The 25,613-nt window shown below is 65.7% G+C and carries 23 protein-coding genes and 2 tRNA genes; 11 read left to right on the top strand and 14 right to left on the bottom strand.

Annotated elements, in window-relative coordinates:
- Nucleotides 1-151 precede the first annotated feature (151 nt).
- Nucleotides 152-802, bottom strand: a complete 651-nt coding sequence (locus Sa4125_RS09355; RefSeq protein ID WP_224006307.1) for a protein-L-isoaspartate O-methyltransferase — start codon at nt 800-802, stop codon at nt 152-154.
- Between the two features lie 242 nt (nt 803-1,044).
- Between Sa4125_RS09355 and Sa4125_RS09350 the strand changes: the two genes are divergently transcribed.
- On the top strand, nt 1,045-1,200 hold the full coding sequence (locus Sa4125_RS09350; RefSeq protein ID WP_224006304.1) for a DUF1127 domain-containing protein: 156 nt from the start codon (nt 1,045-1,047) through the stop codon (nt 1,198-1,200).
- 586 nt (nt 1,201-1,786) lie between these two features.
- Here Sa4125_RS09350 and Sa4125_RS09345 read toward each other — a convergent pair.
- The 5 genes from Sa4125_RS09345 to Sa4125_RS09325 form a co-directional block, all read right to left on the bottom strand.
- Nucleotides 1,787-2,599, bottom strand: a complete 813-nt coding sequence (locus tag Sa4125_RS09345) for an inositol monophosphatase family protein (RefSeq protein ID WP_224006301.1) — start codon at nt 2,597-2,599, stop codon at nt 1,787-1,789.
- 22 nt (nt 2,600-2,621) lie between these two features.
- On the bottom strand, nt 2,622-3,647 hold the full coding sequence (locus Sa4125_RS09340; RefSeq protein ID WP_224006298.1) for an ABC transporter ATP-binding protein: 1,026 nt from the start codon (nt 3,645-3,647) through the stop codon (nt 2,622-2,624).
- A 17-nt stretch (nt 3,648-3,664) separates the two neighbouring features.
- Nucleotides 3,665-5,926, bottom strand: a complete 2,262-nt coding sequence (locus Sa4125_RS09335; RefSeq protein ID WP_224006296.1) for an iron ABC transporter permease — start codon at nt 5,924-5,926, stop codon at nt 3,665-3,667.
- Nucleotides 5,893-6,915: an ABC transporter substrate-binding protein gene (locus tag Sa4125_RS09330; protein WP_224006294.1), complete on the bottom strand. Its 1,023-nt coding sequence runs from the start codon at nt 6,913-6,915 to the stop codon at nt 5,893-5,895. Before Sa4125_RS09330 ends, Sa4125_RS09335 begins: the two co-directional genes overlap by 34 nt.
- A 328-nt stretch (nt 6,916-7,243) precedes the next feature.
- Nucleotides 7,244-7,606, bottom strand: coding sequence for a metalloregulator ArsR/SmtB family transcription factor (locus Sa4125_RS09325; RefSeq protein WP_224006292.1), 363 nt, complete (start codon nt 7,604-7,606; stop codon nt 7,244-7,246).
- Between the two features lie 308 nt (nt 7,607-7,914).
- Here Sa4125_RS09325 and phnD point away from each other — a divergent pair, with 308 nt between their 5' ends.
- From phnD to Sa4125_RS09295, 6 genes are all read left to right on the top strand, one after another.
- Nucleotides 7,915-8,892, top strand: coding sequence for a phosphate/phosphite/phosphonate ABC transporter substrate-binding protein (gene phnD, locus Sa4125_RS09320; RefSeq protein ID WP_267461367.1), 978 nt, complete (start codon nt 7,915-7,917; stop codon nt 8,890-8,892).
- Between the two features lie 75 nt (nt 8,893-8,967).
- The gene (phnC, locus tag Sa4125_RS09315; RefSeq protein WP_224006290.1) at nt 8,968-9,807 is read left to right on the top strand and encodes a phosphonate ABC transporter ATP-binding protein; all 840 of its coding nucleotides are present in this window, start codon (nt 8,968-8,970) and stop codon (nt 9,805-9,807) included.
- The gene (gene phnE, locus Sa4125_RS09310; protein WP_224006288.1) at nt 9,804-10,616 is read left to right on the top strand and encodes a phosphonate ABC transporter, permease protein PhnE; all 813 of its coding nucleotides are present in this window, start codon (nt 9,804-9,806) and stop codon (nt 10,614-10,616) included. Before phnC ends, phnE (Sa4125_RS09310) begins: the two co-directional genes overlap by 4 nt.
- A complete protein-coding gene (gene phnE / locus Sa4125_RS09305) occupies nt 10,617-11,438 on the top strand; it encodes a phosphonate ABC transporter, permease protein PhnE (RefSeq protein WP_224006285.1) in 822 nt (273 codons plus the stop codon).
- Nucleotides 11,439-11,653: 215 nt separating this feature from the next.
- Nucleotides 11,654-11,727: transfer RNA gene (locus tag Sa4125_RS09300), tRNA-Cys, on the top strand.
- Nucleotides 11,728-11,815: 88 nt separating this feature from the next.
- The gene (locus Sa4125_RS09295) at nt 11,816-11,995 is read left to right on the top strand and encodes a hypothetical protein (RefSeq protein ID WP_224006283.1); all 180 of its coding nucleotides are present in this window, start codon (nt 11,816-11,818) and stop codon (nt 11,993-11,995) included.
- Nucleotides 11,996-12,168: 173 nt separating this feature from the next.
- Here Sa4125_RS09295 and Sa4125_RS09290 read toward each other — a convergent pair whose 3' ends face one another.
- On the bottom strand, nt 12,169-12,543 hold the full coding sequence (locus Sa4125_RS09290) for an RcnB family protein (RefSeq protein WP_224006280.1): 375 nt from the start codon (nt 12,541-12,543) through the stop codon (nt 12,169-12,171).
- 292 nt (nt 12,544-12,835) lie between these two features.
- Nucleotides 12,836-13,156 carry a hypothetical protein gene (locus Sa4125_RS09285; RefSeq protein WP_224006278.1) on the bottom strand — a complete coding sequence of 107 codons (321 nt, stop codon included), beginning with the start codon at nt 13,154-13,156 and terminating at the stop codon, nt 12,836-12,838.
- A 179-nt stretch (nt 13,157-13,335) separates the two neighbouring features.
- Here Sa4125_RS09285 and Sa4125_RS09280 point away from each other — a divergent pair.
- Nucleotides 13,336-13,411, top strand: a tRNA-Asn gene (locus Sa4125_RS09280).
- Nucleotides 13,412-13,657: 246 nt separating this feature from the next.
- Here Sa4125_RS09280 and Sa4125_RS09275 read toward each other — a convergent pair.
- Nucleotides 13,658-14,866, bottom strand: coding sequence for an IS256 family transposase (locus Sa4125_RS09275; RefSeq protein ID WP_223998301.1), 1,209 nt, complete (start codon nt 14,864-14,866; stop codon nt 13,658-13,660).
- Between the two features lie 234 nt (nt 14,867-15,100).
- Here Sa4125_RS09275 and Sa4125_RS09270 point away from each other — a divergent pair, with 234 nt between their 5' ends.
- Nucleotides 15,101-15,412, top strand: coding sequence for a hypothetical protein (locus Sa4125_RS09270; protein WP_224006275.1), 312 nt, complete (start codon nt 15,101-15,103; stop codon nt 15,410-15,412).
- A gap of 750 nt (nt 15,413-16,162) precedes the next feature.
- On the opposite strand, the gene Sa4125_RS09265 is transcribed toward Sa4125_RS09270, so the two are convergent.
- Both Sa4125_RS09265 and ald read right to left on the bottom strand, forming a co-directional pair.
- Entirely contained in the window at nt 16,163-17,488 is a 1,326-nt protein-coding gene (locus Sa4125_RS09265) for an AarF/ABC1/UbiB kinase family protein (protein WP_224006273.1), read from the bottom strand.
- A 287-nt stretch (nt 17,489-17,775) separates the two neighbouring features.
- Nucleotides 17,776-18,897, bottom strand: a complete 1,122-nt coding sequence (ald, locus tag Sa4125_RS09260) for an alanine dehydrogenase (RefSeq protein WP_224006271.1) — start codon at nt 18,895-18,897, stop codon at nt 17,776-17,778.
- Between the two features lie 134 nt (nt 18,898-19,031).
- On the opposite strand from ald, the gene Sa4125_RS09255 reads away from it, so the two are divergent.
- The gene (locus tag Sa4125_RS09255; protein WP_224006268.1) at nt 19,032-20,024 is read left to right on the top strand and encodes an alpha/beta fold hydrolase; all 993 of its coding nucleotides are present in this window, start codon (nt 19,032-19,034) and stop codon (nt 20,022-20,024) included.
- Between the two features lie 89 nt (nt 20,025-20,113).
- Here Sa4125_RS09255 and Sa4125_RS09250 read toward each other — a convergent pair whose 3' ends face one another.
- On the bottom strand, nt 20,114-20,350 hold the full coding sequence (locus Sa4125_RS09250; protein ID WP_224006266.1) for a DUF1127 domain-containing protein: 237 nt from the start codon (nt 20,348-20,350) through the stop codon (nt 20,114-20,116).
- An 83-nt stretch (nt 20,351-20,433) separates the two neighbouring features.
- On the opposite strand from Sa4125_RS09250, the gene Sa4125_RS09245 reads away from it, so the two are divergent.
- Complete coding sequence (locus tag Sa4125_RS09245) at nt 20,434-21,849, top strand: PLP-dependent aminotransferase family protein (protein ID WP_224006263.1); 1,416 nt, start codon at nt 20,434-20,436, stop codon at nt 21,847-21,849.
- 73 nt (nt 21,850-21,922) lie between these two features.
- On the opposite strand, the gene ilvA is transcribed toward Sa4125_RS09245, so the two are convergent.
- Both ilvA and ade read right to left on the bottom strand, forming a co-directional pair.
- Nucleotides 21,923-23,185: a threonine ammonia-lyase IlvA gene (gene ilvA / locus Sa4125_RS09240; RefSeq protein WP_224006261.1), complete on the bottom strand. Its 1,263-nt coding sequence runs from the start codon at nt 23,183-23,185 to the stop codon at nt 21,923-21,925.
- Nucleotides 23,186-23,613: 428 nt separating this feature from the next.
- Nucleotides 23,614-25,419 (bottom strand): adenine deaminase, encoded by a 1,806-nt coding sequence (ade, locus tag Sa4125_RS09235; RefSeq protein WP_224006259.1) that lies wholly within the window; start codon nt 25,417-25,419, stop codon nt 23,614-23,616.
- Nucleotides 25,420-25,613 lie beyond the last annotated feature (194 nt).

Genomic DNA, 25,613 nt, shown 5'->3' with positions numbered 1-25,613 from the left:
GCTCATGGCGAAGACTCGGGGCAAGGCTCCCATTGTTGCCCCCGCAACGCTGCGCCTTCTTTGCTCTGATCGAGCAGATTCGCTTCAGGGTCGGCCCTGGACAGACGTTAGCATTCGATTGACGAAGTGAGTGTGACCCGAAATAAACACCTCAGAAGCTAAATGCCCGCGGCTGCGCAAATCCCGGGAGCGGCTTCACGCTGCAATTGAACGCAGTGCGACGGGAGATCACGCCCTCCTCGTTGAGGTAGGCGACGGCAAAACCGGCATTTCCCAGTCCCTCGACGACGATCAGCCGCCCGCTTTCGGCCAGTTGCTTGAACAAGCCCGCGGGGACCACGTCGACTGCTCCTTCGACGAAGACGACGTCGTAAGGCGCACCAGCCGCATGGCCGTCGGTCAGTGGACCTTCGATCACCGTGCAGTTCGATACCGCGGATTGGGCAAGCCCGTCGCGAGCCGCCTGCGCCAGGCTTGAACTGGACTCCACCACGACCACGTCGGCCGCGAGCTGCGCCACGACTGCCGCGGAATAGCCCGAGCCGCATCCGATGACGAGCACCCGGTCCCCGGCGCCGATGCCCGCAAGTTGCAGGAGCCTTGCGAACGGCGAGGCTTCCATCAGGAAGCGGCCTTCGCCGAGCGAGAGGTCATCGTCGATATAGGCAAGGCTCCGGCGCGCTTCGGGCACGAAGGTTTCCCGCGGAACGGAAAGAAGGGCACGCAGGATGCGGGCATCCGTGACGTCTGTGGTGCGGACCTGGTTGTCAACCATCTTGATACGAGCGGCAGCGAAATCCATGGCGGCTTCCGGTCCTTTGATTGTCGGGTTGGGAGTCCCATAATCGGACGCCTCAAATGGCGCAAGGCGGCCATGCCGTCGTGCTGCCCGGAACACAGCCGTATTAAGATTTCCCTAAGCGGCGCCTGCACACTCCATGCGCGCGCTGCATAACTCCTGTGCAGCATCTGCTCTTCTTCTAGGCACAGGCAGGGAGTATATCAGCGTCATCAACCAACGCTTTTGAGAAAGCACCCGCCCCAATGTTCGCCCGCCTCGCCGCCCGCCTGAAGAACTACCGCTCCCATCAGCGCACCGTTAGCCTGCTCTCGCAGATGGAAGACCGTCAGCTGCAGGACATCGGGCTTGCCCGCGGCGACATCGAGACCGTGGTCCGCAACGGCCGCCTCCAGTTCTGACAGCTGTCGCTCCCGACATTGCCGAAGCCGCGTTTGCCCTGGGGTGACGCGGCTTTTTGCTGTCCGGGGATCTTGCAGCATCGCCTGGCCCGAAGCGCGGGCTTGAGAGACCGCCGGCCTCCTGCTGTCCACACCGCCGCGGGCGCCGTTCTCAAGGGGCCGCGGGCGCTGTTTTCATGGGGCCGCGGGCGCTGTTCTCATGGGATTGCACCCCGCCCGGCGCGATCGGCGCTGAAGGCTCTTGCACTCGGGCAACGCCCGCGGGGGGACACACCCCTGGTGAGGCCTCGTGGCGGAGCGGATAGCAGAGGACTAGAAATCCGCTTACGGGTGAGCAATATCAACGCTGCGTCTGCAGAAGCGCGATCCCTACCGCACTCTTGAGTGGTTTTCTGCCCTTGGTTTTCTGCCCTTGGTTTGCTGCGGTTTCCTGGATTTTTTAGAGTTGCTTTTAATCTGAGTCCCGACCCTCGTCTCCAATAAATCTGAGTGAGACCAAGGCTGCAGCTCCCTGCGTGCCTCGTTTCAGAGGAAAAGCGTCTGGATCGATTTCATCCACAGTTCGGCGATGGCGCAGACGGCCGGTTCACGTTCGGGCCCCGTGACGCTCCTTGTCCGCAGGAGCAAGCGCGACGATCGTCGTCAGCGGCTCCCAGACTGCCGGAGCGGTTGCCATGACCGGGCCGCCGTCGGCGCCTGCGGGGAACGGCAGTGTCCGGCCACCGGCCTCGCGCACCATCAACAGGCCGGCAAGGCAGTCCCAGGGATTCATGTGCGGCTCGTAGTAGCCGCCGAGGCGCCCGGCGGCGACGGCAGCGATCATGATCGCCCCCGATCCGTTGCGATAGAAGATGCCGCCCCGCTCCATCAGCGCGCCGATGACGCCCGCGACGTGGGCAGGCGCCGTGCGGTGACTGGCGCCGATCGCGACGAGGCTGTTGTCGATCCGCAAGTCCCGGCGAGGACCGAGGCGTTGGCCGTTCAGATACGCCCCGTGCTCCCGGCGGGCCGTGAACATTTCCCCCGCCGACGGATGCGCGATGACGCCCACCACGGTCTCATCTCCCTGCTGCACGGCGATCACCACGCACCAATGCGGCAGCCCGGCCAGAAACGGCGAAGTGCCGTCGATCGGATCGAGGACCCATGTATAGCCCGACTTTCCCGGCTGCATGCCGCCTTCTTCGCCCAGCACGCCGTCCTCCGGAAAGGCCGAGAGGATGCGGGCGCGGATCAGATCCTCGACCTCGCGATCGGCGCGGCTGACGATATCCTGCGGACTGGCCTTGGCTTCGACGACCAGCGCGTCGCGGTCCTCGAAAAAGCGGGTCGCCAGCGCTCCCGCTTCGGCGGCGACGGTTTCGGCAAGGGCGAGACGGGCGGCGACGGGGTCGGTCATGAGGGTCCTTTGGTGAGGGTTTTCAGGCGACGCGGGTCAGGTCGGCGGCATCGATCCCGACACTGACGGCGCTGCCGGCAGGAAAAGCGGATTCGGCGATCGGACGCGACACCAGCAGTTCCTCGCGGCCCAGGGCCACGACATATTCGGTGCGGCTGCCCAGATAGGTCGCCGAGACAATCTGCGCCGGGCCGCCCGCCGTCAGGCGGATGCGCTCGGGTCGGATCGACACGGTCGCGATCCCGTCCTGCCCGGCGAGCGGCAGGTCGAGCATGCCGGCCCGGAACCGTCCGCCGTCGACCTTTCCCTCAAGGAGGTTCGCATCCCCGATGAAATCGGCGACGAAAGGGGTCGCGGGGCGATCATAGAGGGCCTCGGGCGTGCCGATCTGTTCGATCCGTCCCGCCCGCATCACGACGATCCGATCGGACACCGCCAGTGCTTCTTCCTGATCATGCGTAACGTAGACGGCCGTCAGGCCAAACCGACGTTGCAGGTCGCGGATTTCGGCGCGCACGCGGCGGCGCAACTTGGCATCGACGTTCGACAGCGGCTCGTCGAAGAGCAGAACGTCCGGCTGTTGGACGACCGCGCGCGCCACCGCCACGCGCTGCTGCTGCCCGCCCGACAGTTCCGACGGCAGCCGTTCGTGCAAGCCGCCCAGGCCGATCTGGTCGAGAATGGACCGCGCCTTTTCCCGCGCCAGTGCCTTGGGTTCGCCCCGGATCACCGGGCCGTAGGCGACATTGTCGAGCACGGTCATGTGGGGGAACAGGGCATAGGACTGGAAGACCATGCCGACATTGCGCTCCGAGGCCGGGTCGCGACTGACGTCGCGTCCACCGATCAGCACCTGTCCGGACGACGGCAGTTCCAGTCCCGCAATGAGCCGAAGGCTGGTCGTCTTGCCGCAGCCGGAGGGGCCGAGAAAGGTCACCAGCTCGCCCCGCTTGATCGATAGGTCGATCCCGTCCACGGCGGTCGCCGTGCCGTAGTGCTTGACGACGTCGATGAACTGGATCGCCGTGTCGGGCACGGTCTTGGTCATGCGATTCCCTTGCACTGTCATGCGGCGGCGATCGGTGCGGTATCGCCGCTGGCCTGCCTCTGGCTCCTGCGGCCCAGCTTTCGCTTGCCGACGAGCCCCTGGATCGCCGCGACACACGCGATCATCAGGATCATCAACATCGCCGAATAGGCGATCGCCAGGGCGTATTCGCCATTTTCCACCCGGCCCATGATGTAGGCTGTCGCCATGTTGTGGCGCGCCGACACGAGAAAGATCACGGCTGAAACCGCCGTCATCGCGGTGACGAAACTGTAGACGAGCGCGGTGAAGACCGCGGGCCGGATCAGCGGCAGCACGACACGGCGCAAGGTGGCGAACCCGCCGGCGCCCATCGTCAGCGACGCTTCTTCCATGCTTCGGTCGATCTGGCTCAGCGCTGCCATGCCGGCGCGCATCCCGACGGGCATGTTGCGGAACACGAAGCATATGATCAAGATCGACATCGTCCCGGTAATGTCCACCGGGGGCACGTTGAAAGCGGCGACATAGGAGACACCGACCACCGTGCCGGGGATGGCGAAGGACAGCATCGTGCCGAACTCGAACGCGCGCTTGCCCACGAAATCCTGGCGCATGACCAGCCACGCCGTGAGGATGCCGATGATCGTCGTCAGCGGGGCGGCGATGGCGGACACCTGCAAGGTGGTGAGCATCGAATTCCAGGCTGAACCGTAAAGCCGCAAGCCCTCGACCCCGACTTCGAACGAGAACGCCGTCACGAGATGGCCGGCGGTTGGAGTGAGGTCCATCCGCCCGACATCGGTGACAAAGCCGCCACCCAGGACGATGGCGTAGACGCCGACCGTAAACAGCACCCAGGGCACGATCAGCGCGACCATGGCTACCCGGATCGCCGGCGGAAGCGGCGCGACCAATCCGGCATCCGACTTGCCGGTCACCGTCACATAGCTTTTTCCGCCCAGCCACCGGGTCTGCAACCAGAAGGCAACGAGCGTCAGCATCAAAAGGATCAGCGCCAGCGTCGCGGCATTGCCGAGATCGTAGCGCGCGCCGACGACGGCGAAGAAGATCTTGGTGGACAGCACTTCGAAACCGCCCCCCAGGACGATCGGATTGCCGAAGTCGGCCAGACTTTCGATGAAGGCGAGCAGGAAGGCGGCGGCGAGTCCGGGACGCAAAAGGGGCCAGGTCACCGTTCGGAACGTCGCGCCAGGACGTGCGCCGAGTGTTCTGGAGGCTTCCTCCAGCGTCGGGTTGATCGCCTCGATCGTCCCCAGCAGGACGAGAAAGGTGACGGGGGCAAAGGCGAGCACCTGGGCGATCAGGATGCCGGGCAGGCCATAGATCCAACGCGTCGGGCGGATCTCGAACAGCTCGGCACCCCAGACCGTCAGGATTCCGGTGCGCCCGAACAGAACGATGATCGCCACGCCTACGACGAAAGGCGGGGTGATGATCGGGAGAATGGAAATGGCCCGGAGCGCTCGCTTGAACCTGAAATCGGTGCGGGCCACGAGCATGGCCAGCGCAAGACCCAAAAGGGTCGAAAAGAACGCGGCCAGCACGCCGAGCACGACGGTGTTGATCACCACCCCGCAGCGTCCCGTGCCTTGCAGGCAATTGAGGCGCCACAGCTCCGGCGCGGCCAATCGCGCGCCGAACTGCGCGAGCCCTGGACGTCCGTCAGGACCGACGAAGGCGGCAACACCCAGATTGACGATGGGAAACAGAACGAAAAGCGTCAGCAGCGCCACGATGAGGACGATGGCGCCTGCGGCGAAGCGCTCTCCCCGACAGAAGCCGCGCGCGGCTGCCACGTCCGCCAGAAGGCACAGCAGAGCGATGCCACAGGTGAACCCGCCCCAGCCGAGCCCAGGCTGACCGACCAGAGCCCGCGGGAACAGCAGACCCAATCCGGGCACTCTTGTCCCGTCGAGGTCGATGGCAAAGCCCTGAGCGACCAGGACCACGAGACCTGCCGCAACCAGCGAGAGAGTTGCGGGGTGCCGCCGCCAGTCGCCTCGCGACGCGGCGAGGACAATGAGAGCGATCGCGATCGCGATTAGTGGCAGGAGCCAGCCGCGCCCGGCCAGCCCTTCGATCAAGGCCGATCGGTCTGGGCCCTCTGTCAGCGACGTGCCGCGGTACCATGGCATCGCCACGAGGGCGGCGCCGAGAAGAGCTAGCCACAGGCCGCCGATCCGGTCCCGCTTTCGGGCGGCGGCCCCGACGGACCGCCACCTGTTTTCCGCCGTCTCGATCGTCACTTCGGCAGTGCGCCGATCTCTGCGTCCCACCGTGCCAGAAGTCGGCTGCGCGTTTCGCTGGACCCGTAGGTCGCGAAATCATAGTCGATCAGCTTGATGTCGGCGAGTTTGGGCGCGGCAGCCGGTGTGGCGGCCGACGCGTTGGACGGCACCTGGAAGCTGTTCGCCGTCGCGCCGAGTTCCTGGGCCGCAGCCGAAAGCGCCCAGTCGTACCAGAGGCGCGCATTGTCGGCGTTCGGTCCGCCTTCGATCAACGACATCGACCCGACCTCGTAGCCCGTGCCTTCGCAGGGCGCCACCGTCTTGATCGGCGCTCCCTTGACGGCCTGCGCCACGGCGTCATGCATGAAGACGATGCCGATGGCACTCTCGCCGGTCGCCGCCGCCCGGATCGGCGCCGAGCCCGACTGGGTGTACTGGCTGACGTTGGCATGGAGCTTGGCCATGAACTCGAACGCCTTGTCTTCGCCGAACAACTGCACGAGCGTCGCCAGCATCGTGTAGGCCGTCCCCGAAGAGTTCGGGTTCGCGACCTGAATGTCGTCGGCAAAACGCGCGTCGAGAAGGTCCGCCCAACAGGCCGGCGGGTTCTCGGTGACCATGTTGCTGTTGTAGCCATAGCCAAGTCCACCGGCATAAATGCCGACGGTGCGGTACTCGGCCGTCTCGGCCTGCCGCACGGCCCAGTCGTTCAGCTCGGCCAGCTTGGGCGACTTGTATGCCTTGGTCAGCTTTTCCTGCGCGGCTTGCAGATGGGGGTCGCCGGTGCCGCCCCACCACACGTCGCCGCGCGGCTGGCCTTCCTCGGCCTTGATCTGGGCGAAGGTCTCGCCGGAAGAACGGCGCGTCATCAGAACGTCGATTCCGGTCTCACGCTCGAAGGCCTCCGACATGACCCGGCACCACTCCTCCTCCACCGAGCAGTAGAGGACCAGTTCGCCGGTTTGCGCCACCGCCTGAGAGGCCGTCATGCCTCCGATTGCCGATGCCGCGGCAAGTGCCACCATCCATTTCTTCATGTCCTGGTCCCCCTTGTTAGACGGCCCGGCTATCGTCTTTTCGCGACAGTTTCATGAAAGTCGTTTCGTGCCGGGCCTATCGGTCGGCGAACGCGGAAACTCCCAAAGTGCCAGCGCACGAAAACGATTGCGGCCAAAGTGATACGGTCCACGATCGGAATCTGATCGAGCAGCGACTGCTGGTCTGGCACGACCGAACCTCAGCCGGACAGGAAAAGGACGATCCAGATGTCCGCGAGAGCACCACGCCTGTCGCGAGCGGCCTGTCGCCAAAAGCCTTTCCGCGTCGATCCTCGGCTGGCACAGGCCGGCGACGCATGCACCGCCCCTAGTTTTGGATCGGCGCCGTCTCGGCTTCTCCCGGAGCGGTTGCCGTGGCGAGCATGGCGGTCACGGTCGCGCAGGAGGTCGGATCGCCTTTGCAGCAGTCCTTCAGGAGGTAAACGATCAGCTCCTGCATCGTCCCGAGGCTTGCGGTGTAGATGATGGATCGCCCGGTGCGCCGAGAGGCGATGAGCCTGGCGCGCTCGAGAATGCCCAGATGCGTCGACATCGTCGTCGAGACGGTTCCCAGACGTCGCGCGATCTCTCCCGCCGGCAGTCCGAGCGGCATCTCGGTCACGAGAAGGCGGAAGGTTTCCAGCCTCGTCTCGTGGGAAAGGGCCGATAGCATCAGCAGAAATTCTGTCATGGTCGAGCTGCCAACGAGGTCTCGCCGAAGGACCGAAGCTGCATGATGCGATCGCGGTGCCATGCCCCGGCGCGGTCCGGCAAAAGCCCACGCCGATTCACCAGCTAGCACGAACTCGGAGACCGCAAGATGACAGCGCCGGGAGAAGGCATGCAGTCGGTCTGGCCGTGATGCGACGCGGAGCCGGCGTCGACATATGCCTTTCGTCCAGAAGCCGGCGCACTGAGGGCCGGCGGTTGTCACACGGTTGTCGTGCAAAATGGCTAGTGCCGGATTCATCGATATTTCTCGAAATGAGGGTGTTTCCGATGAGATCACGAATTGCCGCCGTCGCCCGTGCCGCTGGCCTCTCCGTCGCCATGCTGATGTCGGGTGCCGCCGTCGCCCACGCCGAGTTCAAGCTCGACGCGCGCTACACCGATGCGGACGGCGACATGGTCGCGGACGTTCCGACCGACGCCGCGCAGCTCATGGATCCGGACACGCTAATCTTCGCCTACACGCCGGTCGAGGATCCGGCCGTCTACGCCGACGTCTGGGCCGACTTCCTCAAGCACATGGAAGAGAAGACGGGCAAGTCCGTCCAGTTCTTCCCCGTCCAGTCGAACGCTGCCCAGATCGAGGCGATGCGCGCCGGGCGCTTGCATGTCGCGGGCTTCAACACCGGCTCCAACCCGATCGCCGTCGCCTGCGCGGGCTTCCGTCCCTTCGCCATGATGGCCGCCAAGGACGGTGCCTTCGGCTACGAGATGGAGATCATCACCTATCCCGGCTCCGGCGTGGAAAAGGTCGAGGACATCAAGGGCAAGCAGCTCGCTTTTACTGCCGAGACGTCGAATTCGGGCTTCAAGGCGCCGTCGGCCCTGCTGAAGGCCGAATACAACCTCGCCGCCAACACCGACTTCGAGCCGGTCTTCTCGGGCAAGCACGACAATTCCATCCTCGGCGTCGCCAACAAGGACTATCCCGCGGCGGCGATCGCGAACTCGGTCATGAAACGCATGGTGGCGCGCGACGTGATCAAGGCCGATCAGGTCGTCTCGATCTACAAGTCGCAGACTTTTCCGACGACGGGCTACGGCGTCGCGTACAACCTGACGCCTGACCTTCAGGCCAAGATCCAGGACGCGTTCATGTCGTTCGACTGGACGGGGTCGAAGCTTCTTGCCGAGTTCCAGACCTCCGAGCCGCCGCAGGAAACCTTCATCCCGATCAGCTTCAAGGAAAACTGGGCCGTCATCCGCCAGATCGACGAAGCCACGGGCGTCTCGTACGAGTGCCAGTAAACTTCCTAACCTGATCTATCGGGGCGCCGCGCATGTCGCGCGGCGCCCTTCGCGTTGAATGAGGAGTTGGGGCGCATGCTGCGGATCACCGGACTGACCAAGACCTACAAGACCGGGGACAAGGCCCTGAAGGGCGTCACCTTCGAGGTCCCGCCGGGGCAAGTCGTCGGCCTCATCGGCCCGTCCGGCGCCGGCAAGTCGAGTCTCATCCGCTGCATCAATCGCCTGATCGAGCCGAGCGAGGGTAGCATTCATCTCGGCGCTCTCGACGTCACCGGGCTCTCCCGCGGCGAGCTGCGCAAGGCACGCCGCCGCATCGGCATGATCTTCCAGGAATATGCGCTGGTGGAGCGCCTGACGGTGATGGAGAACGTCCTGTCCGGACGCCTCGGCTATGTCCCCTTCTGGCAGAGCTTCTTTCGCCGCTATCCCGCCGACGACGTCGCCAAGGCCTTCAGGCTGCTCGGGCGTGTCGGGCTGACGGAGCACGCCGACAAGCGTGCCGATGCGCTCTCCGGCGGCCAGCGCCAGCGCGTCGGCATCGCCCGCGCGCTCGAGCAGGACCCCGAGCTTCTCCTCGTCGACGAGCCGACCGCCTCGCTCGATCCCAAGACCTCGCGTCAGATCATGCGCCTCATCGTCGAGATCTGCCGCGAGCGCGATCTTCCCGCCATCATCAACATTCACGACGTCCTCCTGGCGCAGGCCTTCGTCCAGCGCATCATCGGGCTGCGCGCCGGCGAGGTCGTCTTCGACGGCACGCCCGAGGAACTCGACACCGCCGCCCTGACCCGCATCTACGGCGAGGAGGACTGGGCGGCGATGCACAAGCAGGCCTCCGACGACGAGGTCGAGGAGCGCGAGGCGGCCACCGAGGCCAAGCGCCTCGGCGAGCGCGTCGCGGCACTCGTATGACCGTCCCCGCCACGGAATTTCCGACGCGGTGGAAGCGGCCGCCGCTGTTCATCAAGAACAGCACCACGCGCCGCCTCGTCTATGGCGGCCTTCTCGTCTACGTCATCGCGGCGATCTCGACCGTCGACGTGAACTGGCAGCGCGCCTATGAGGGCCTCGACCGCGGCTGGCTTTTCGTCCTCGGCTTCCTGACGCCCGACTTCCTCACCCGCTCGCGCGATATCCTGATCGGTCTTCAGGAGAGCCTGACGATGACGGTCTGCGCCACCGTGGTCGGCATCCTGATCTCCGTTCCCATCGGCATCGGCGCGGCCCGCAACCTCGCCCCGCCGCCCGTCTACATCGTCTGCCGCGCGATCATCGCGGCCTCCCGCGCCTTCCAGGAGATCATCGTCGCGATCCTCTTCGTGGCGATGTTCGGCTTCGGTCCCTTCGCCGGCTTCCTGACGCTCTCCTTCGCCACCATCGGTTTCATCTCCAAGCTCCTCGCCGAGGATATCGAGGAGATCGACGAGGGCCAGGCAGAGGCGGTGAAGGCGACCGGCGCGTCCTGGCTGCAACTCGTCAACTATGCCGTCCAGCCGCAGGTCATGCCGCGCCTGATCGGGCTGTCGCTCTACCGCTTCGACATCAACTTCCGGGAATCGGCCGTCATCGGCATCGTCGGGGCCGGCGGCATCGGCGCGACGCTGAACACGTCCATCGACCGCTACGAATACGACAGCGCTGGCGCCGTGCTGATCCTCATCATCGTCATCGTCATGCTCGCCGAATACCTCTCCGGCGTCATCCGCAAGAAGATCCAGTAGATGCCGGTCATTGCAACATCCACTCCCGGCGTGCCGACCTGGCGCAAGCGCACCAGCCGCGCCGAGCTCCTGCATTGGCTCGGCTGGCTGGCCCTCGTCGCGCTCTTCGTCTTCTGCTGGCAGGTGATGACGAAGGACACGATCTGGGCCTTCGTCTCCGACGCCCCTCGCCAGGGCGGCGACATCCTGGCGCGCTCCTGGCCGCCGCGCTGGTCCTATGTCGGCGAGCTGCTGCTGCCTCTCTGGGACACGGTGAACATGGCGACGCTCGGAACGCTCGCCGGCATCATCGTCGCCGTGCCGATCGCCTTCCTGGCGGCCGCCAACACGACGCCGAGCACGATGATCGTGCGGCCGATCGCGCTGTTCGTCATCGTCGCCTCGCGCTCGATCAACTCGCTGATCTGGGCGCTCCTGCTCGTCTCCATCCTCGGGCCCGGGCTCCTGGCCGGCATCATCGCCATCGCGCTGCGCTCCATCGGCTTCGTCGGCAAGCTGCTCTACGAGGCGATCGAGGAGATCGACGTCGCGCAGGTCGAGGCGGTCTCGGCGACGGGGGCCAGCCGCATGCAGGTGATCGACTACGCCATCGTCCCGCAGGTTCTGCCGTCCTTTCTCGGCATCTCGGTCTTTCGCTGGGACATCAACATCCGCGAATCCGCCATTCTCGGCCTCGTCGGCGCGGGCGGGCTGGGCCTGAAACTCCAGGCCTCGCTGAACGTCCTTGCCTGGCCGCAGGTGACGATGATCTTCATCGTCATCCTCGGCACCGTGTTCCTCAGCGAGTGGGTCTCGGCAAAGGTGCGTCACGCCATCATCTGATGACGTCGATGCCCTTCGGCAAAGGCTCGACGCGGTTGTCGCAGATCGTCGCGGAAACGGCCGGGAGCGGAAGAGGCCCGCCCGCCAAGGATAGAGAGCCGATGCGAGAACGAGGCGCGAACGCTTTTTCAGGAGAAAGGGATAAAGCTTTTTCAGAAGGCTTTCTCCCACCTCTTGCGCCAGACCCGACGGCGCAGTAGGTACACCCCCGGTGAGGCCTCGTGGCGGAGTGGTTACGCAGAGGACTGCAAATCCTTGCATCCCGGTTCGATTCCGGGCGAGGCCTCCAGATCCCGTCGTCATCGTCGCGGCCCAGGACACGCGGATGGCGCGCGCCATCGGCGAAGAGCCGACGTTCAAAGCAGGCGGAGATGGTCATGGCGTTCAAGACACCGCGCGAGACCGAAGCGGAAAAGCGGATCGCGGCGCGAGGCTGGAAACGCGACAAGAAAACCGGCCTGTGGAAGTGTTTTCGCGACCCCGATCGCGGTCGCACCTGGAGCGGTACCGCTGTCGATCTCGAGGCGACCTTCGACAAGCCGACGGAATCGCGCTGAGGCAGCACATCGGCCGCGTACGGACCGGGCTCGACGCACCGACAACCACGCGCGCATGTCGCTTATCGCCAAATCTTACCATCAGCGCCCGACGAAAATCCTATCCACATGAAAAGGCCGGCCCATCAGACAGGGCCGGCCTTTCGCTGTTCGGCCGTTGCGGCCTGACGTCCTTACCGGGCGGCGACGATGCCCGCGATCACGCCGCTGGCGATCGAGACCAGCAGGTAGTCGTTGTTGTAGCGGACCCAGCGCTGGCCGCGAGCCGGCGCCTTCAGGCCGTACTGGCGGTAGTTGCTGACATTGCGCCCGCCGCTCTGGTAACGGCCGCCGCGCTTCACCCAGGCAGCGCGCCGAAGAGCCTTGCGATCCTGGCGGACTTCCTTGCGGTCCCGCTGGAGCTCCCGGCGGTCCTGCCGCAGTTCCTGGCGATCCTGGCGCAGTTCCTGCCGTGCATCCTGGCGGGACTGGGCGGAAGCACTGGCGGCGGTCAGGACAGGAGAGGCGAGAAACATCATCGCCACGGCTGTCAGAAGGGTCTTCTTCATCGTCATTTTCCTTGCATCTGGGCGCCGCTTGCCGCGTGGCCCTTCGATCAGCAAGGTTTAGCGTCTTGGCGATGAATGCCAGATGAGCGCAACATGACATTTTGGACAGGCGGTCTCCGTGCCGCTGGCCACGCCGGCTCCCGTCGCATCGGCCCTTCGACAGCCGCGCTGCCGGCCTGCGACCGAGATCGCACGGATCTTATTCAGGGACCCGGTACCGACTCGAAGCTGTGACCACGGCCGGCCCGGAGGAAGCGGGTCCCTCCCCCGCCGCCTGACGCGCCCTTAAGTCTCAGCCGCGGGATCTGAGGGCGGCCGATGCCTTCAGCGCGAGACGGCGGGCCCGCCAACGGCTGTGGCGGACCTGGGCACGCCGCCGCCAGCGCCTGATCATCGCGATGTCCATCGAGAGGATCAGGAAGCCGAGCGGCAGCATCCACACGCCGAAGACCGGCAGGATGGCCAGGCATCCGCCGATGAGAAATGTGCAGCCAATCCCGATCCGGGCGAGTCGCGACTGCGGCAGCATGATCCGCTGCCCGAAGATTTCGAGCGCGCGCCCGCGCAGATTGAAGAATCGCGATGCTTTCGCGCCTGCTGCATCATTTGCCATGCGATTCTTCTTTCAGGGTACCGGAACAAGGCCGTCGCCTGCAGATGGGACATCATCATGGAAAGAAAAAGGCCCGGTACCGCAGGCCTTTGACGCAGAAAGCGCATTTTTGGCGACAATGCCTCTTTGCAAGACGGGAACATGCTTGCTATAGGCAGCGGCGCGTCAGTGACGCCTGTTCCCCGATAGCTCAGTTGGTAGAGCGCGCGACTGTTAATCGCTAGGTCGTAGGTTCGAGTCCTACTCGGGGAGCCATTTGATCCGTTAAAACGTTGTTACTGTTGCAACATTTTGGCTGATGCTGGCGGCGACATAAGTTCGTTCATAACGTCTCCTGTCGCGTTTCCTTGACTCACAGGGGTGTCCCGATACCCTCGGCTGGTCCATGCGACAACGCAACGTGAAGCGCCCTCGCGCCTTAGCGCGCGGTGAGTGCTGAGGGTCGCCGGGGTCGTGTCCGTCAACGTGGTGGAAATTGAGTGTAGCTGAAGCGGCTCCGTTTCAGGCGACTTCGGTGGAAATCTGTTCGGGTTTTGCAGTGTTGCCCATGGCCATGAGGTCGGCCATGGGTTCGGTCTGCATGTAGCGGTTCTGGATCTGCCATTCGTCGTTGGCCTCGAGAAGGACGGCGCCGATGAGCCGGATGATGGATCCCTCGTTCGGGAAGATTCCGACGACGTCGGCACGCCGCTTCACCTCCTTGTTCAGGCGCTCCAGGGAATTCGTCGAATGGATCCGGGTCCGGTGCTGACTGGGAAAATCCATGTGCGCCAGCACGTCGGTCTCGCTGTTGTCGATGAAGGCCCCGAGCTTTGGACACTTTCCCCGAAGCTGGTCGGCGACGTGGCGCAGCGCCTGGCTGGCGCTAGCACGATCGGGCTGGGCGAAGGCTTGGCGCAGCGCGGCCGCCGCCATGCTCTGCTGCGCCTTCGGGACATACGACAGGGCGTTGCGCATCCAATGCACCCGGCAGCGCTGCCAGGAGGCGCTGAACACCCGGCGAATGGCGGCTTTCAGCCCTTCGTGAGCATCCGAGATCACGAGCTTCACGCCGGACAGGCCGCGGCGCACGAGGCTCTTGAGGAAGCTCGACCAAAACGTCTCCGCTTCCGAGGGGCCGATGTGAAGGCCGACGATCTCGCGCTTGCCGTCCGTGTTCACGGCCACGGCGATTATGGCGGCGACCGAAACGATGCGTCCACCCTCGCGCTGCTTCAGGTAGGTCGCATCCAGCCAGAGGTAGGGCCAGTCGCCAGTGAGAGGACGGTCGAGGAAGCCGCCGACGCGTTCGTCGATGTCTTTGCACAGCTTCGATACGGTGCTCTTGCCGATCCCCGACAGCCCCATGGCCTGTACCAGATCGTCGACCCGCCGGGTGGAAACGCCGCTGATCCAAGCTTCCTGAATGACGGCAACCAAGGCCTTCTCCGAGAGCTTTCTCGGCTCCAGGAACGGCGGGAAGTAGCTGCCCTGCCGAAGCTTGGGTATCCGAAGCTGCAACGAGCCGAGCCGCGTGTCGAGCGAGCGGTCGCGGTAGCCATTGCGATAAGTCGCCCGTTCCTGCGTCCGTTCGTGGCGCCCGGCGCCGATCATGCCTTCAACGTCGACCTCCATAAGGAGCTGCATCACGCTCTCGGCTATCGTTCTCAGGAAATCGCCGTCCCCGGCTTTCGCAAAAAGCTCGGCAAGCGGTAGTCTGTCCTCGGTCATCGGGTTCTCCGGTCAGGTTGAAGTCTCGCAACTCCACCTTAGCCGCCCTATCCGGTGACCGCCTCAGCCACACCTTTCAATGTCGGAATTTCCACCACGAGCGCGGACACTACCGTCGCCGGAGCTCCGCTGGCTTTTCTGAACCTCGAATGAATGGAGCCTTAGTGCATCGTTCATTCTCGATAGACGATGCTTCCCCCCATCGCTTAAACCGAGGTCGGAGATTTGAACGATATGAGGAAGATGATTATCGCCACCGTCGCACTTGTGCTGGCTGGTGCAATTCCCACCCTTGCCCAGACCGCACGCGGCGAGTACCGGGAAAACAGGCAAGAGCACCGGATCGGCCGCGCTCTGGTGCAGGGTGACCTCACCCCTCGGGAAACGAGGAACCTCGTTCGTCAACAGAACCGCATCGACAGGGCCCAAAGGCGTGTCGCGCGTGACGGCTACGTAACCCCTCGTGAGCGCCGGAAGGTGGAGCGGATGCAGGATCGCGCCAACCGGAACATTCACCGCAAGGCGAACAACTATCGTCGATATTAGAACGCGACGACGTCAGTGCGGGCCTCGCTTCGGCGAGGCCTTTTTGTATCTGGCCTAGCCGCCTCCCTCCGCTCTTCGGTGATGCGGGCTCCGGTCCACCGGTAGACAACACTGCATGGCTACGGCATGGCGACGGCCTGCCGCCCCGCGGCGAGGCACGTCTTGTCGAGCCGTGGCTTGCAGTCGGGTTAAACCCTGCAACCATAGTGACATGCGCGTTATGAAAATCAAGCGGATGTGCGCAACAAGGCCAGCAAAATCAGGTGCTTGCGTCCTGCTCGGGGAGCCATTTTGGCTCACATGCTTTTGGTATCAATCGACTACCTCAGTTCGTGCCGGCTTTTGCAGACGGCGGCTCAAAACTCGTTGGCTGTAGGCCCCTCGGCTGAGTCGCGTCCGATACCGTCGGCCGGTCCAAGGGACATGGGGAATGTTCCGCACCGGGGCCCAAGCCCGACCTCTTCCGCTTCGCGCCGGAAGATCGATGTCCTCATTCTGCTCGAGGGCGGCCCTGCGGAGGACCCGGCCCGGCTGAGCGAGATGAGTTCCACTGCCACCTGATCACTGTTGCCGGACGGTTGCGCGACTTGGGACGATCGAGTCGCAACTCGGCTGGCGGTTTACGCTCTGGTTCAGGCTGACGGCGACGGACCGGAAGGCGGATTTTACGGGAAGGTCCGCTCCTCGGCTCATGTTTGGCGGAGTCACCAGCCGAGCGGCTTTCGAGAAGCTTGTGGCAGCACCCGCTACCTAAAGCAGATGCGGTGACAGCAGCGCTTTCACATCGAGGCGTGCCTTGAGCCGGGAGGCCAGGAGATAGATGCCGCCGAACTTTCGCTGGAGAAACAGCGTGTCGGTCGGCGGCAGGCGCCAGCCGTCGCGTTCGCTGGCGAACTCTATCCCCTGCTCTCGAAGATCGTGCAGAAACGTGGTGTCGCCGAAGTCAAAGACGTCGGAGCGCAACAGCAGTGCCCTCGTCCTGTCGACCATAGCCATCACTCTGTCCTGATGCCGCTTCGGAACGGTTTCGTCGATGAGCCCCATGGCGGTGAGCGCCGCATGCATGCCGGACCGGTCGTCTGCGATGCCGGCCGCGGCGAGCGCGCGGCACTCCTCGGCGAAGGATGCGGTGAAGGCCCGCGTTGCGCCGAAATCGAGCAGAACGATCCTGCGCGTCTCCGGCTCGTAGCGGAAGTTTGCGAGGTTCGGATCGGTCTGCATGAGCTGGAAATCGAAGATCTCACGAAGGGCAAGGTCGAGAAGGAGCCTTGCGACACGGTCGCGTTCCTCCTGCGGCGCGCTCTCCAGCGTCTCGATCGGCACGCTGGGCAGGTAGGTCATCGCCAGGATGCTCCCACCGGACAGGTCGCGGTGCACGGCCGGGAGCAGAAAGTCCGGATCGTCACCGAGAAGCGCCGCGTAGCGCTCGATGTAGTCCGCCTCAAGCGCGTAGTCAGCCTCTTCGCGAAGCTGCCGCTTGGCCTCGCCGAGAAGCGGTGCGATGTCGAGATGGCGCGGCACCATGCCCGACATGCGCAAGAGCGTCGCGACATTGTCGACGTCGCTGTCGATGCTGCGGCGGACGCCGGGATACTGGATCTTGACGGCGAGGTCCCGTCCGTCCGTCGTAACGGCGCGGTGTACCTGCCCGATGGACGCAGCGGCCATCGGCCGAAAGGAAAAGTCCTCGAAACGCGACTGCCATCCCGGTCCCCATTCGCGATCAAGCACGCTCTGAACCTGGTGGCGCGGCATGGGCTCTGCGTCGGCGCGCAGGCGCGCCATGATGGCGCTGAGCTCTGGCGGCAGGAACGTACCGGCCTCCATGGAGATCAGCTGCCCCATCTTCATCGCGGCGCCGCGCAGATGGGCGAGTTGCCCCGTCACCTTCAGAACATTTGCGGGCGTCATCAGCAGATCTTCCAGACGCGGTCGCTCGCCCCGCGCGAACCGGCTGGCGCCGTCCAGAAGCATGCCACCGGCGACGTTGGCCGCCATGCCTCCCAGCCGTGCCATTCGCGACAGGCGGCGGCTGGGAACGGAAGAGCCGGCGGACGGGGGAAAGCGAGGCGCCAAGGTGATCACCTTTCAGGTGCGACGCAGATTATCCTGCGCGACGTGCACGACTTGGGTCCGGGAGAGCTCAAGGAGAATAGCGCCGAACTGCGGCGCATTGTCAGGGCCAGGAGGTGGCTCTGTTTGTCCGAACAGGCTCGGCGGCCTGATAAGTGGATTGCCTGCCGGCCTCAGGCCACGTGGCGATCGGTCGAAGCAGGGTTGCCGAGCCACTCTGGCCGCCTTCGTCGCGCCCGATGGCGTGCCGACGATGGTACGTCGCCACGCCACCGTCAGGCGTCATTCCATCACGCGCGGCTTGCCAGCGCCACCTGTGGCTCGACCAGGTCGCGTCCGAGCGACTGCGCGACGGCACGGTTGGTGATCTGGCCGCGGTGGACGTTGAGGCCGGCCATCAGATGCGGGTCCCGCATCAGCGCATCGAGGCCGTGGTCGGCAAGCGCGAGGCCGAAGGGCAATGTCGCGTTGTTGAGGGCGTGCGTCGACGTCACCGGCACCGCGCCGGGCATGTTCGCCACGCAGTAATGCACGATACCGCCGACCTCGTAGGTCGGCTCGGCATGGGTGGTGGCGTGCGAGGTCTCGAAGCAGCCGCCCTGATCGATCGCGACGTCGACGAGGACGGCGCCCGGCTTCATCAGCGCGAGCATGGCGCGCGTCACGAGTTGCGGCGCCGAGGCACCGGGAATGAGCACCGCGCCGATCACCGCATCGGCCGAAAACACCTCTTCCTCGATCGCCGCGACGGTGGAATATCGCGTATGGACGCGGCCGGCGAAGAGGTCGTCGAGATCGCGCAGGCGCGGGATCGACCGATCGAGGATGGTGACGTCGGCGCCGAGGCCGATCGCCATCTTCGCCGCTTCCTTGCCGACGACGCCGCCGCCGATGATGGCGATCTTCGCCGGCGCGACGCCGGGGACGCCGCCGAGGAGAATGCCGCGGCCGCCATGCGCCTTTTCCAGCGCCGTCGCCGCCGCCTGGATCGACAGCCGCCCGGCGACTTCCGACATCGGCGCCAGCAGCGGCAGGCCGCCGCGCGCGTCCGTCACCGTCTCGTAGGCGATGGCGGTGACGCCGGAGGCCAGCAGGCCCTCGGTCTGCGCCGGATCGGGGGCAAGGTGGAGATAGGTGTAGAGGATCTGGCCGGGGCGCAACTGCACCCATTCGTGCGGCTGCGGCTCCTTGACCTTGACCACCATGTCGCTTGCGGAAAACACCTCGGCGGCAGACGACGCGATGGTGGCGCCGGCGGCAAGGTAGTCGGCGTCCGTCGCGCCGATGCCGAGGCCCGCCCCCGTCTCGACGAGAACGCTGTGGCCATGCGTGACATACTCACGGACCGCACCCGGCGTCAGGCCGACGCGGTATTCGTGGTTCTTGATTTCTTTCGGACATCCGACGTGCATGCTGTTCCCCTTCGCCCCGTGGCATGTTTATGCCACGCGGTCCGGCATTATCGAAGGCCTCGGCGCATCGATGTTTGAACGGCGGGGCAAACCGGCTAAGTCAACTGCTTCCGATCTCTCCCTGCGGGCCGGCCGTGTTCCTTCGCATCAGTCTCATCATCCTGTTTCTTCTGATCCTGACCGGCGCCGCCGCCTGGGTGGCCGGGCCGCGCGAGCCAGTGGATCTGACGATCACCTTCGATCCCGCCGTCATCGGCAGCGATCCCGACGCCTATCTCGCGCGCACCGAGGCGAACATCGCCAATCTGAGGCCAGCCGACGCGAAGGAAATCGTCTGGGCCTATCCCGCCTCCCGCGCCAAGACGCCGCTCGCCATCGTCTACGTCCATGGTTTCTCGGCATCGAAGGAGGAGATCCGGCCGGTGCCGGACGACGTGGCGCAGCATTTGGGCGCGAACCTCTTCTTCGCACGCCTCTCCGGCCACGGGCGCGACGGCACGGCGCTCGGCCGCACGAACGTCAACGAATGGCTGAACGATCTGACCGAGGCCGTCGCCATCGGCAGGATGATCGGCGAGCGCGTGATCGTCGTCGCGACCTCGACCGGCGGCACGCTGGCGACGCTCGGCGCGACGCGCCCCGGCGTGATGGACGACGTCGCCGGGATGGTGCTGGTCTCGCCGAACTATCGCCTTCTCGACCGCTACGCCTTCGCGCTCGAACTTCCCTTCGCCCGTGAAATCGGCCCCCGGCTCATGGGCGAGGAGCGCAGCTTCGAGCCGGTCAACGCGGCGCAGGCGGCGCACTGGACGACTCGCTATCCGCTGGTGGCGCTCCTGCCGATGGGCGCGCTCATCCGCGCCGTGCGGAGCCTCGATGTCGGGAAGATCGCCATCCCCGCACTCTTCCTGGTCTCCCCGCAGGACAAGATCGTCGACCCCGCCGCCACAGAGGCGGTCGCCGCACGCTGGGGCGCGCCGCAAAGGCTGATCCAGGTGCCGGTGACGGGTGATCCCAACCACCATGTTCTGGCAGGCCGCGTGCTCTCGCCGGCGACGAGCGACGAGATCACCTCGCGCATCATCGACTGGATCGGCGCTTTGCCGGGCGGAGCGTCGGCCAAGTAGGCGCTCTCCGGACTGCTCTCCGCAACGATGCACCGGCGAAAGGCCTGGCGCCGTCACGAACCGTGGAGGGGAACGCTTCGCCTTTGCCCTTAGCGCCAGCCGAAGCCGCGGCGTGCCTCGGCGGCTGCTTCCGCCCGCGTGACGCCGATATCGCGAAGCTGTGCTTCCGACAGATCCAGCAACTGGCGGCGGCTGACGTACAGCGCCGAATGCCGACGCAGCGTGGCCACCCAACGCGAGGCGCGAGCCGCGATCCGCCTCGTCCACTCGGCCGACCGAACTCCCCCGGAATGAATTGTCACCCTCTCATCGAGATGGATGCTCATATTGTATCCCTTTTTTTCTGCCCCTTATCGCTATTGTCTCTATGATTGACGCGGATCGATTGGCAATATAGTTCATTGTCCTCATGACAATATGGATCCCCAAACCCCGCGAGGGCGAAGGCCCTTTCTATGCCCGCCTCGCCGACGCGATCGAGTCGGCCATGGCAGACGGGACGCTTGCGCCCGCCGCGAAGCTGCCGCCGCAGCGAAACCTTGCCTTCGATCTTGGGGTGACAATCGGGACCGTCGGGCGCGCCTACGGGCTGTTGCGCGAGCGCGGTCTCGTCAGCGGCGAGATCGGACGCGGCACCTATGTCCTTGCGCCGGCTCCCGGTGCCGTGCCCGGCGCCTCGGCGCCCATCCTGCCGGACTTTGGCGGAACCCGGCTCCACGACGCCCCGCCGGACAAGCTGCGCTTCGATTCGACCGCCGCCCCCGACATCGGTCAGGGCGCCATCATCGGCGAGATCTTCGCCTCGGTGGCATCAGACCATCCCCTCAACATCGCGAGCTATTCGCGTACCCATCAGCAGTCCTGGCTCGACGCCGGCGCCCTCTGGCTACAGCGCAACGGCTGGCAGCCCGACCCGGCGGACATCGTGCCGACCCACGGCGCCCATGCCGCGGCGCTGGCGGTGATCGCGGCGGTCACCGCGCCGGGCGACCGGGTGGCGTTCGAGACGCTGACCTACAGCCAGCTCAGCCGCAGCACGCGCCTCATCGGACGGCGGATCGCGCCGGTGGAAACCGACGATGGCGGCATGGTGCCGGAGGATTTCGAGCGCGTCTGCGCGCAGCAGCATCCCAAGGTCGCCTTCCTGATCCCGACGGCGCACAATCCGACGCTGACGATCTTGAACGAGGAACGGCGCCGCGCCATCGCCCAGATCGCTCGGCGCCACGACGTCTGGCTGATCGAGGACGACATCTATGGCGGCGTCTCCGGCGATCCGACGCCGCTGATCGCGAGCTTTGCGCCGGAGCGCACGTTTGTCGTCGGGGGCCTGTCGAAGGCGGTGGCCGCCGGGGTGCGCGGCGGCTGGGTCGCCTGCCCACCGCATCTCAGCCAGCGCGTGAAGGTCACGCACAAGATGACGACGGGCGGGCTCTCCTTCATCCTCACCGAGGCCGCGGCCCGGCTCGTTCTCTCGGGCGCGGCACAGGACATCAGCCGGCGCACCGTGGCGGAAGCGACGGCGCGAGAAGCGATCGCACGCGGGGTCTTTGCCGGCCACGACTTCCGCTCGCATCCGAACGTGCCCTTCATCTGGCTGAAGCTGCCGGAGGCCTGGCTGTCCGGCACGTTCCGCAACGCAGCGCTCGCCCAGGACCTCCTCATCGACGACGAGGACGAATACAAGTCCGCGCGCATGGACCGCAGCTATCACCGCGTCCGCATCGCCTTCTCCGCCTCGCAACGCGACACGGTCAAAGTCGGGCTCGAGCGCCTGCGTCGGCTGCTCGACAGCGGTGTCGCCGGGTACGACGCGGAGACGTGAGACGGTTCGCCAGGGCGGCTGCGGAAGGGCTTCTTCTCCCCGGCGGGGAGAAGAATGGCGCCATTGCTCCGTCTCAGATCAAAAGGTCCGCCATGATCTGGTTGTCGGTTATGTCCTGGTACCGAATCCCGTTCGCCTCGAAACGCTGGAAGATCGCAGCAAAATTTTCGGGCGCCTTGGTCTCGATGCCGAGAAGGATCGAGCCGAAATCGCGGGCCGACTTCTTCAGGTACTCGAAGCGCGCGATATCGTCGTCGGGCCCGAGAAGCGCCAGGAAGTCGCGCAGCGCGCCGGGACGCTGGGCGAGGCGCAGGATGAAGTATTTCTTCAGCCCCTCGTAGCGCAGCGCCCGCTCCTTGACGTCGGGCAGGCGCTCGAAGTCGAAGTTCGAACCGGAGACGACGAGGACGACGGTCTTGCCCCGCACTTCCGCGCCGAGGGACCGAAGCGCGTCGATGGCGAGCGCGCCGGCCGGCTCCAGGACGATGCCCTCGATGTTCAGCATTTCCAGCATGGTCTGGCAGAGGCGCCCCTCGGGCGAGAGCACCACCTTGCCGGGATCGACATGGCGGAGCGCGGCGAAGGGGATGTGGCCGATCTCGGCCACGGCGGCGCCGTCGACGAAACCGTCGAGCTGCGGCAGACGGACGAGCTTGCCGGCGAGGAGGCTGGTCTGGAGGCTCGGCGCGCCCAGCGGCTCGACATAGCGGATGTCCGGACGGGTGCCGGTCGACGCTTCCTCGAAATAGCGGGTGACGCCGGACGAGAGCCCGCCGCCGCCGACCGGCAAGATGATCATGTCGGGCGCTTCGCCGCCCAGCTGCGCGACCATTTCCATCGCGACGCTCGCCTGCCCCTCGATGATGTCCTCGTGGTCGAAGGGCGGCACCATGGCGGCGCCCGACGATGCCGAATAGGCTTTTGCCGCGGCATAGCAGTCATCGAAGAAGTCGCCGACGAGCTCGATCTCGATGGCGTCCCCGCCGAAGATGCGGGTTTTCTGGATCTTCTGCTGCGGCGTCGTCACCGGCATGAAGATGCGGCCCTTGAGGCCGAAATGCCGGCAGGCGAAGGCGAACCCTTGCGCGTGGTTGCCGGCCGACGCGCAGCAGAAGGCTGTCGTTTCGGCGCCCGATTCCAGATGCTTGCGCATGAAGGTGAAGGCGCCGCGGATCTTGTAGGAGCGGACCGGCGTCAGGTCTTCGCGCTTCAGGAAAATGCGCGCGCCATAACGGGCGGACAGATGCTCGTTCAGCTGCAGCGGAGTCGCCGGAAACAGCTGGCGCAACGCTTCTTCCGCGCGGGCGACGCGGGACGGAAAATCATCGGTGGTCATGGTCGGATCTTATCGTCTGGGGATGCGGCTCAGCCGGTCCCGGAAAGGTCATGCGCCCGGGCAATTGCCTGCGGCGCGGCATGCGGCGATGGTCGAGGACGATCCGCCGCGAACCGGAAGCACGTGGAACGGGGCGGGAAACCGCCCGAGCCTAGCGTGCGCCGGCGCCGGTAATGAGGGTCGCGGCTCCGCAGATCGATGCCGAATATGCCATCATACGCCCCTCTCCTCGCCGGGTTGACCAAGTCCACAGCCATCGGCCAAACCGGCGCCGTTGTAAAGCCAGTCAGGGGAGATACGCCGTCCCGCGCGAGGCGTCGGCGCAGGCGCAACTGGCGGCGACTGCACCGGAGGGCAGCACGTCTCTCCGGTCTTCGAGGGCGCGCCAGGCGCCTGCCCGGCCCGCGCCATGCATCATCGACGGGCGATCAGACGAAGAGATCGACGATCTCGAACCGGTCGACGTCGACGAGGCCCTTGTCGGAAATGCGCAAGGACGGGATCACCACGAGCGCCAGCAGCGAGTGCTGCATATAGGCGTTGTTCAGCCCGCAGCCGGCGGCCTGCATGGCGGCGATGAGCCGGTCGGCCTTCTCGGCGACGATTTCCGCCCGCTCGTCCGACATCAGGCCGGCGATCGGCATCTCGACGAGCGCCTTCTCCTCGCCATCCGCAAAGAACACCACCCCGCCGCCGACGTCGCCGAGCCGGTTGGCGGCAAGCGCCATGTTCTCGCGGTCGGTGCCGACGACGATCATGTGGTGGCTGTCATGGGCGACCGTCGAGGCCATGGCCATGCGGCCGCGATAGCCGAATCCCTGGACGAAGGCGTTGGTGACATCGCCGCTCGCGCGGTGCCGCTCCACCAGCGCGATATGGGCGACGCCCTGCTCCTCGTCGGCCTCGACCAGCCCGTCGCTGACGCCAAGCGTCGCCGTCAGCGCCTTCGTCGGCGCCTGGTTCTCGACGACGCCGATGACGCGCACCATCGCGGCATTGGCGCCCTCGGGCGCCGCCACGGCGAAGTCGGCGGCGGACAGTTTCTTGCCGAGGCGGACTGTCCCCTTGGCCTTAGCCGGATAGGGATAGGCCGGCAGGTCGGCGACAAGATTCCCGTCCTCGGCCATCAGCACACCGCGGGCATAGACAGCGTCGATCGAGAGCTCGGCGAGGTTCGAGACCAGAAGAAAATCGGCGCGGCGGCCGGGCGCGATCGAGCCGATCTCGCGGGCAAGGCCAAAATGCTCGGCGGTGTTCAGCGTCGCCATCTGGATCGCGGTGATCGGCCTCAGCCCCTGCTGTATGGCGTGGCGCACGACGCGGTCCATGTGCCCGTCGCGCACCAGCGTGCCGGAATGGCAGTCGTCGGTGCACAGGATGAAGTGGCGCGGGTCGAGGCCCATTTCGGTGACGGCACGAATCTGGGTGGCGACGTCGTACCAGGCCGAGCCGAGGCGCAGCATCGCCTTCATGCCCTGGCGCACGCGGGCGGCGGCGTCCTCCATGCGGGTGCCCTCGTGATCGTCCTCCGCCCCGCCGGCGACGTAGCCGTGAAAGGGAAGGCCGAGATCGGGCGAGGCATAATGACCGCCGACGGTCCTGCCCGCCCGCCGCGTCGCCGCGATCGCCCCGGTCATGACGGGGTCGTTGGCGACGACGCCCGGAAAGTTCATGACCTCGCCGAGACCGATGATCCCCGGCCAGGCCATGGCCTCGGCGATCTCGGCTGGCCCGAGTTCCGCGCCCCCCTCCTCCAGCCCCGGCGCCGACGGCACGCAGGACGGCATCTGCACCCAGACATTCACCGGCTGCACCATCGCCTCGTCGTGCATCAGCCGCACGCCCTCGAGGCCGAGGACATTGGCGATCTCATGCGGGTCGATGAACATCGACGTGGTGCCGTGCGGGATGACGGCCCGGCAGAACTCGGTCACCGTGACCATGCCGCTCTCGACATGCATGTGCGCGTCGCAGAGACCCGGAACGAGGATGCGTCCCTTGGCGTCGACGACGACTGTCTCGGGCCCGATCGCGTGGCTGGCATCCGGCCCGCAATAGGCGAAGCGCCCGTCCTTCACGGCGATGTCGGTGACGGGGATCATCTCGCCGGAGTGGACGTTCGCCCAGACGCCATTGCGCACGACGAGGTCTGCGGGCGCCCTGCCCATCGCCACGTCGACGAGGGCGGGGGCAGCGTTCGCGAAGGCTGACAAAGGCGGTGTCGGGTGGGACATGGTTCATTCTCTCCGGAGGCCCTGCCGAACAGTCGGCCAAAGCCGGCCCTTTGAGCAAGCCTTGATTCCCGTGTCGAGTGGCCGAGCGCCAGCCGGGGCCAATGCGCGCGGCGCCGCGTCCGCTTACATGCCGCAAGATCGCGCTTGAGAGCTGGAAGCCGGCGGCAGGCGCGCCGGAGCTTGCCCTTGCAATC

This window comes from Aureimonas sp. SA4125 (assembly GCF_019973775.1).
GTDB lineage: Bacteria > Pseudomonadota > Alphaproteobacteria > Rhizobiales > Rhizobiaceae > Plantimonas.
The sequence above is the reverse complement of the archived record's forward strand: the minus strand, read 5'-3'. Positions and strand labels throughout refer to the sequence as shown.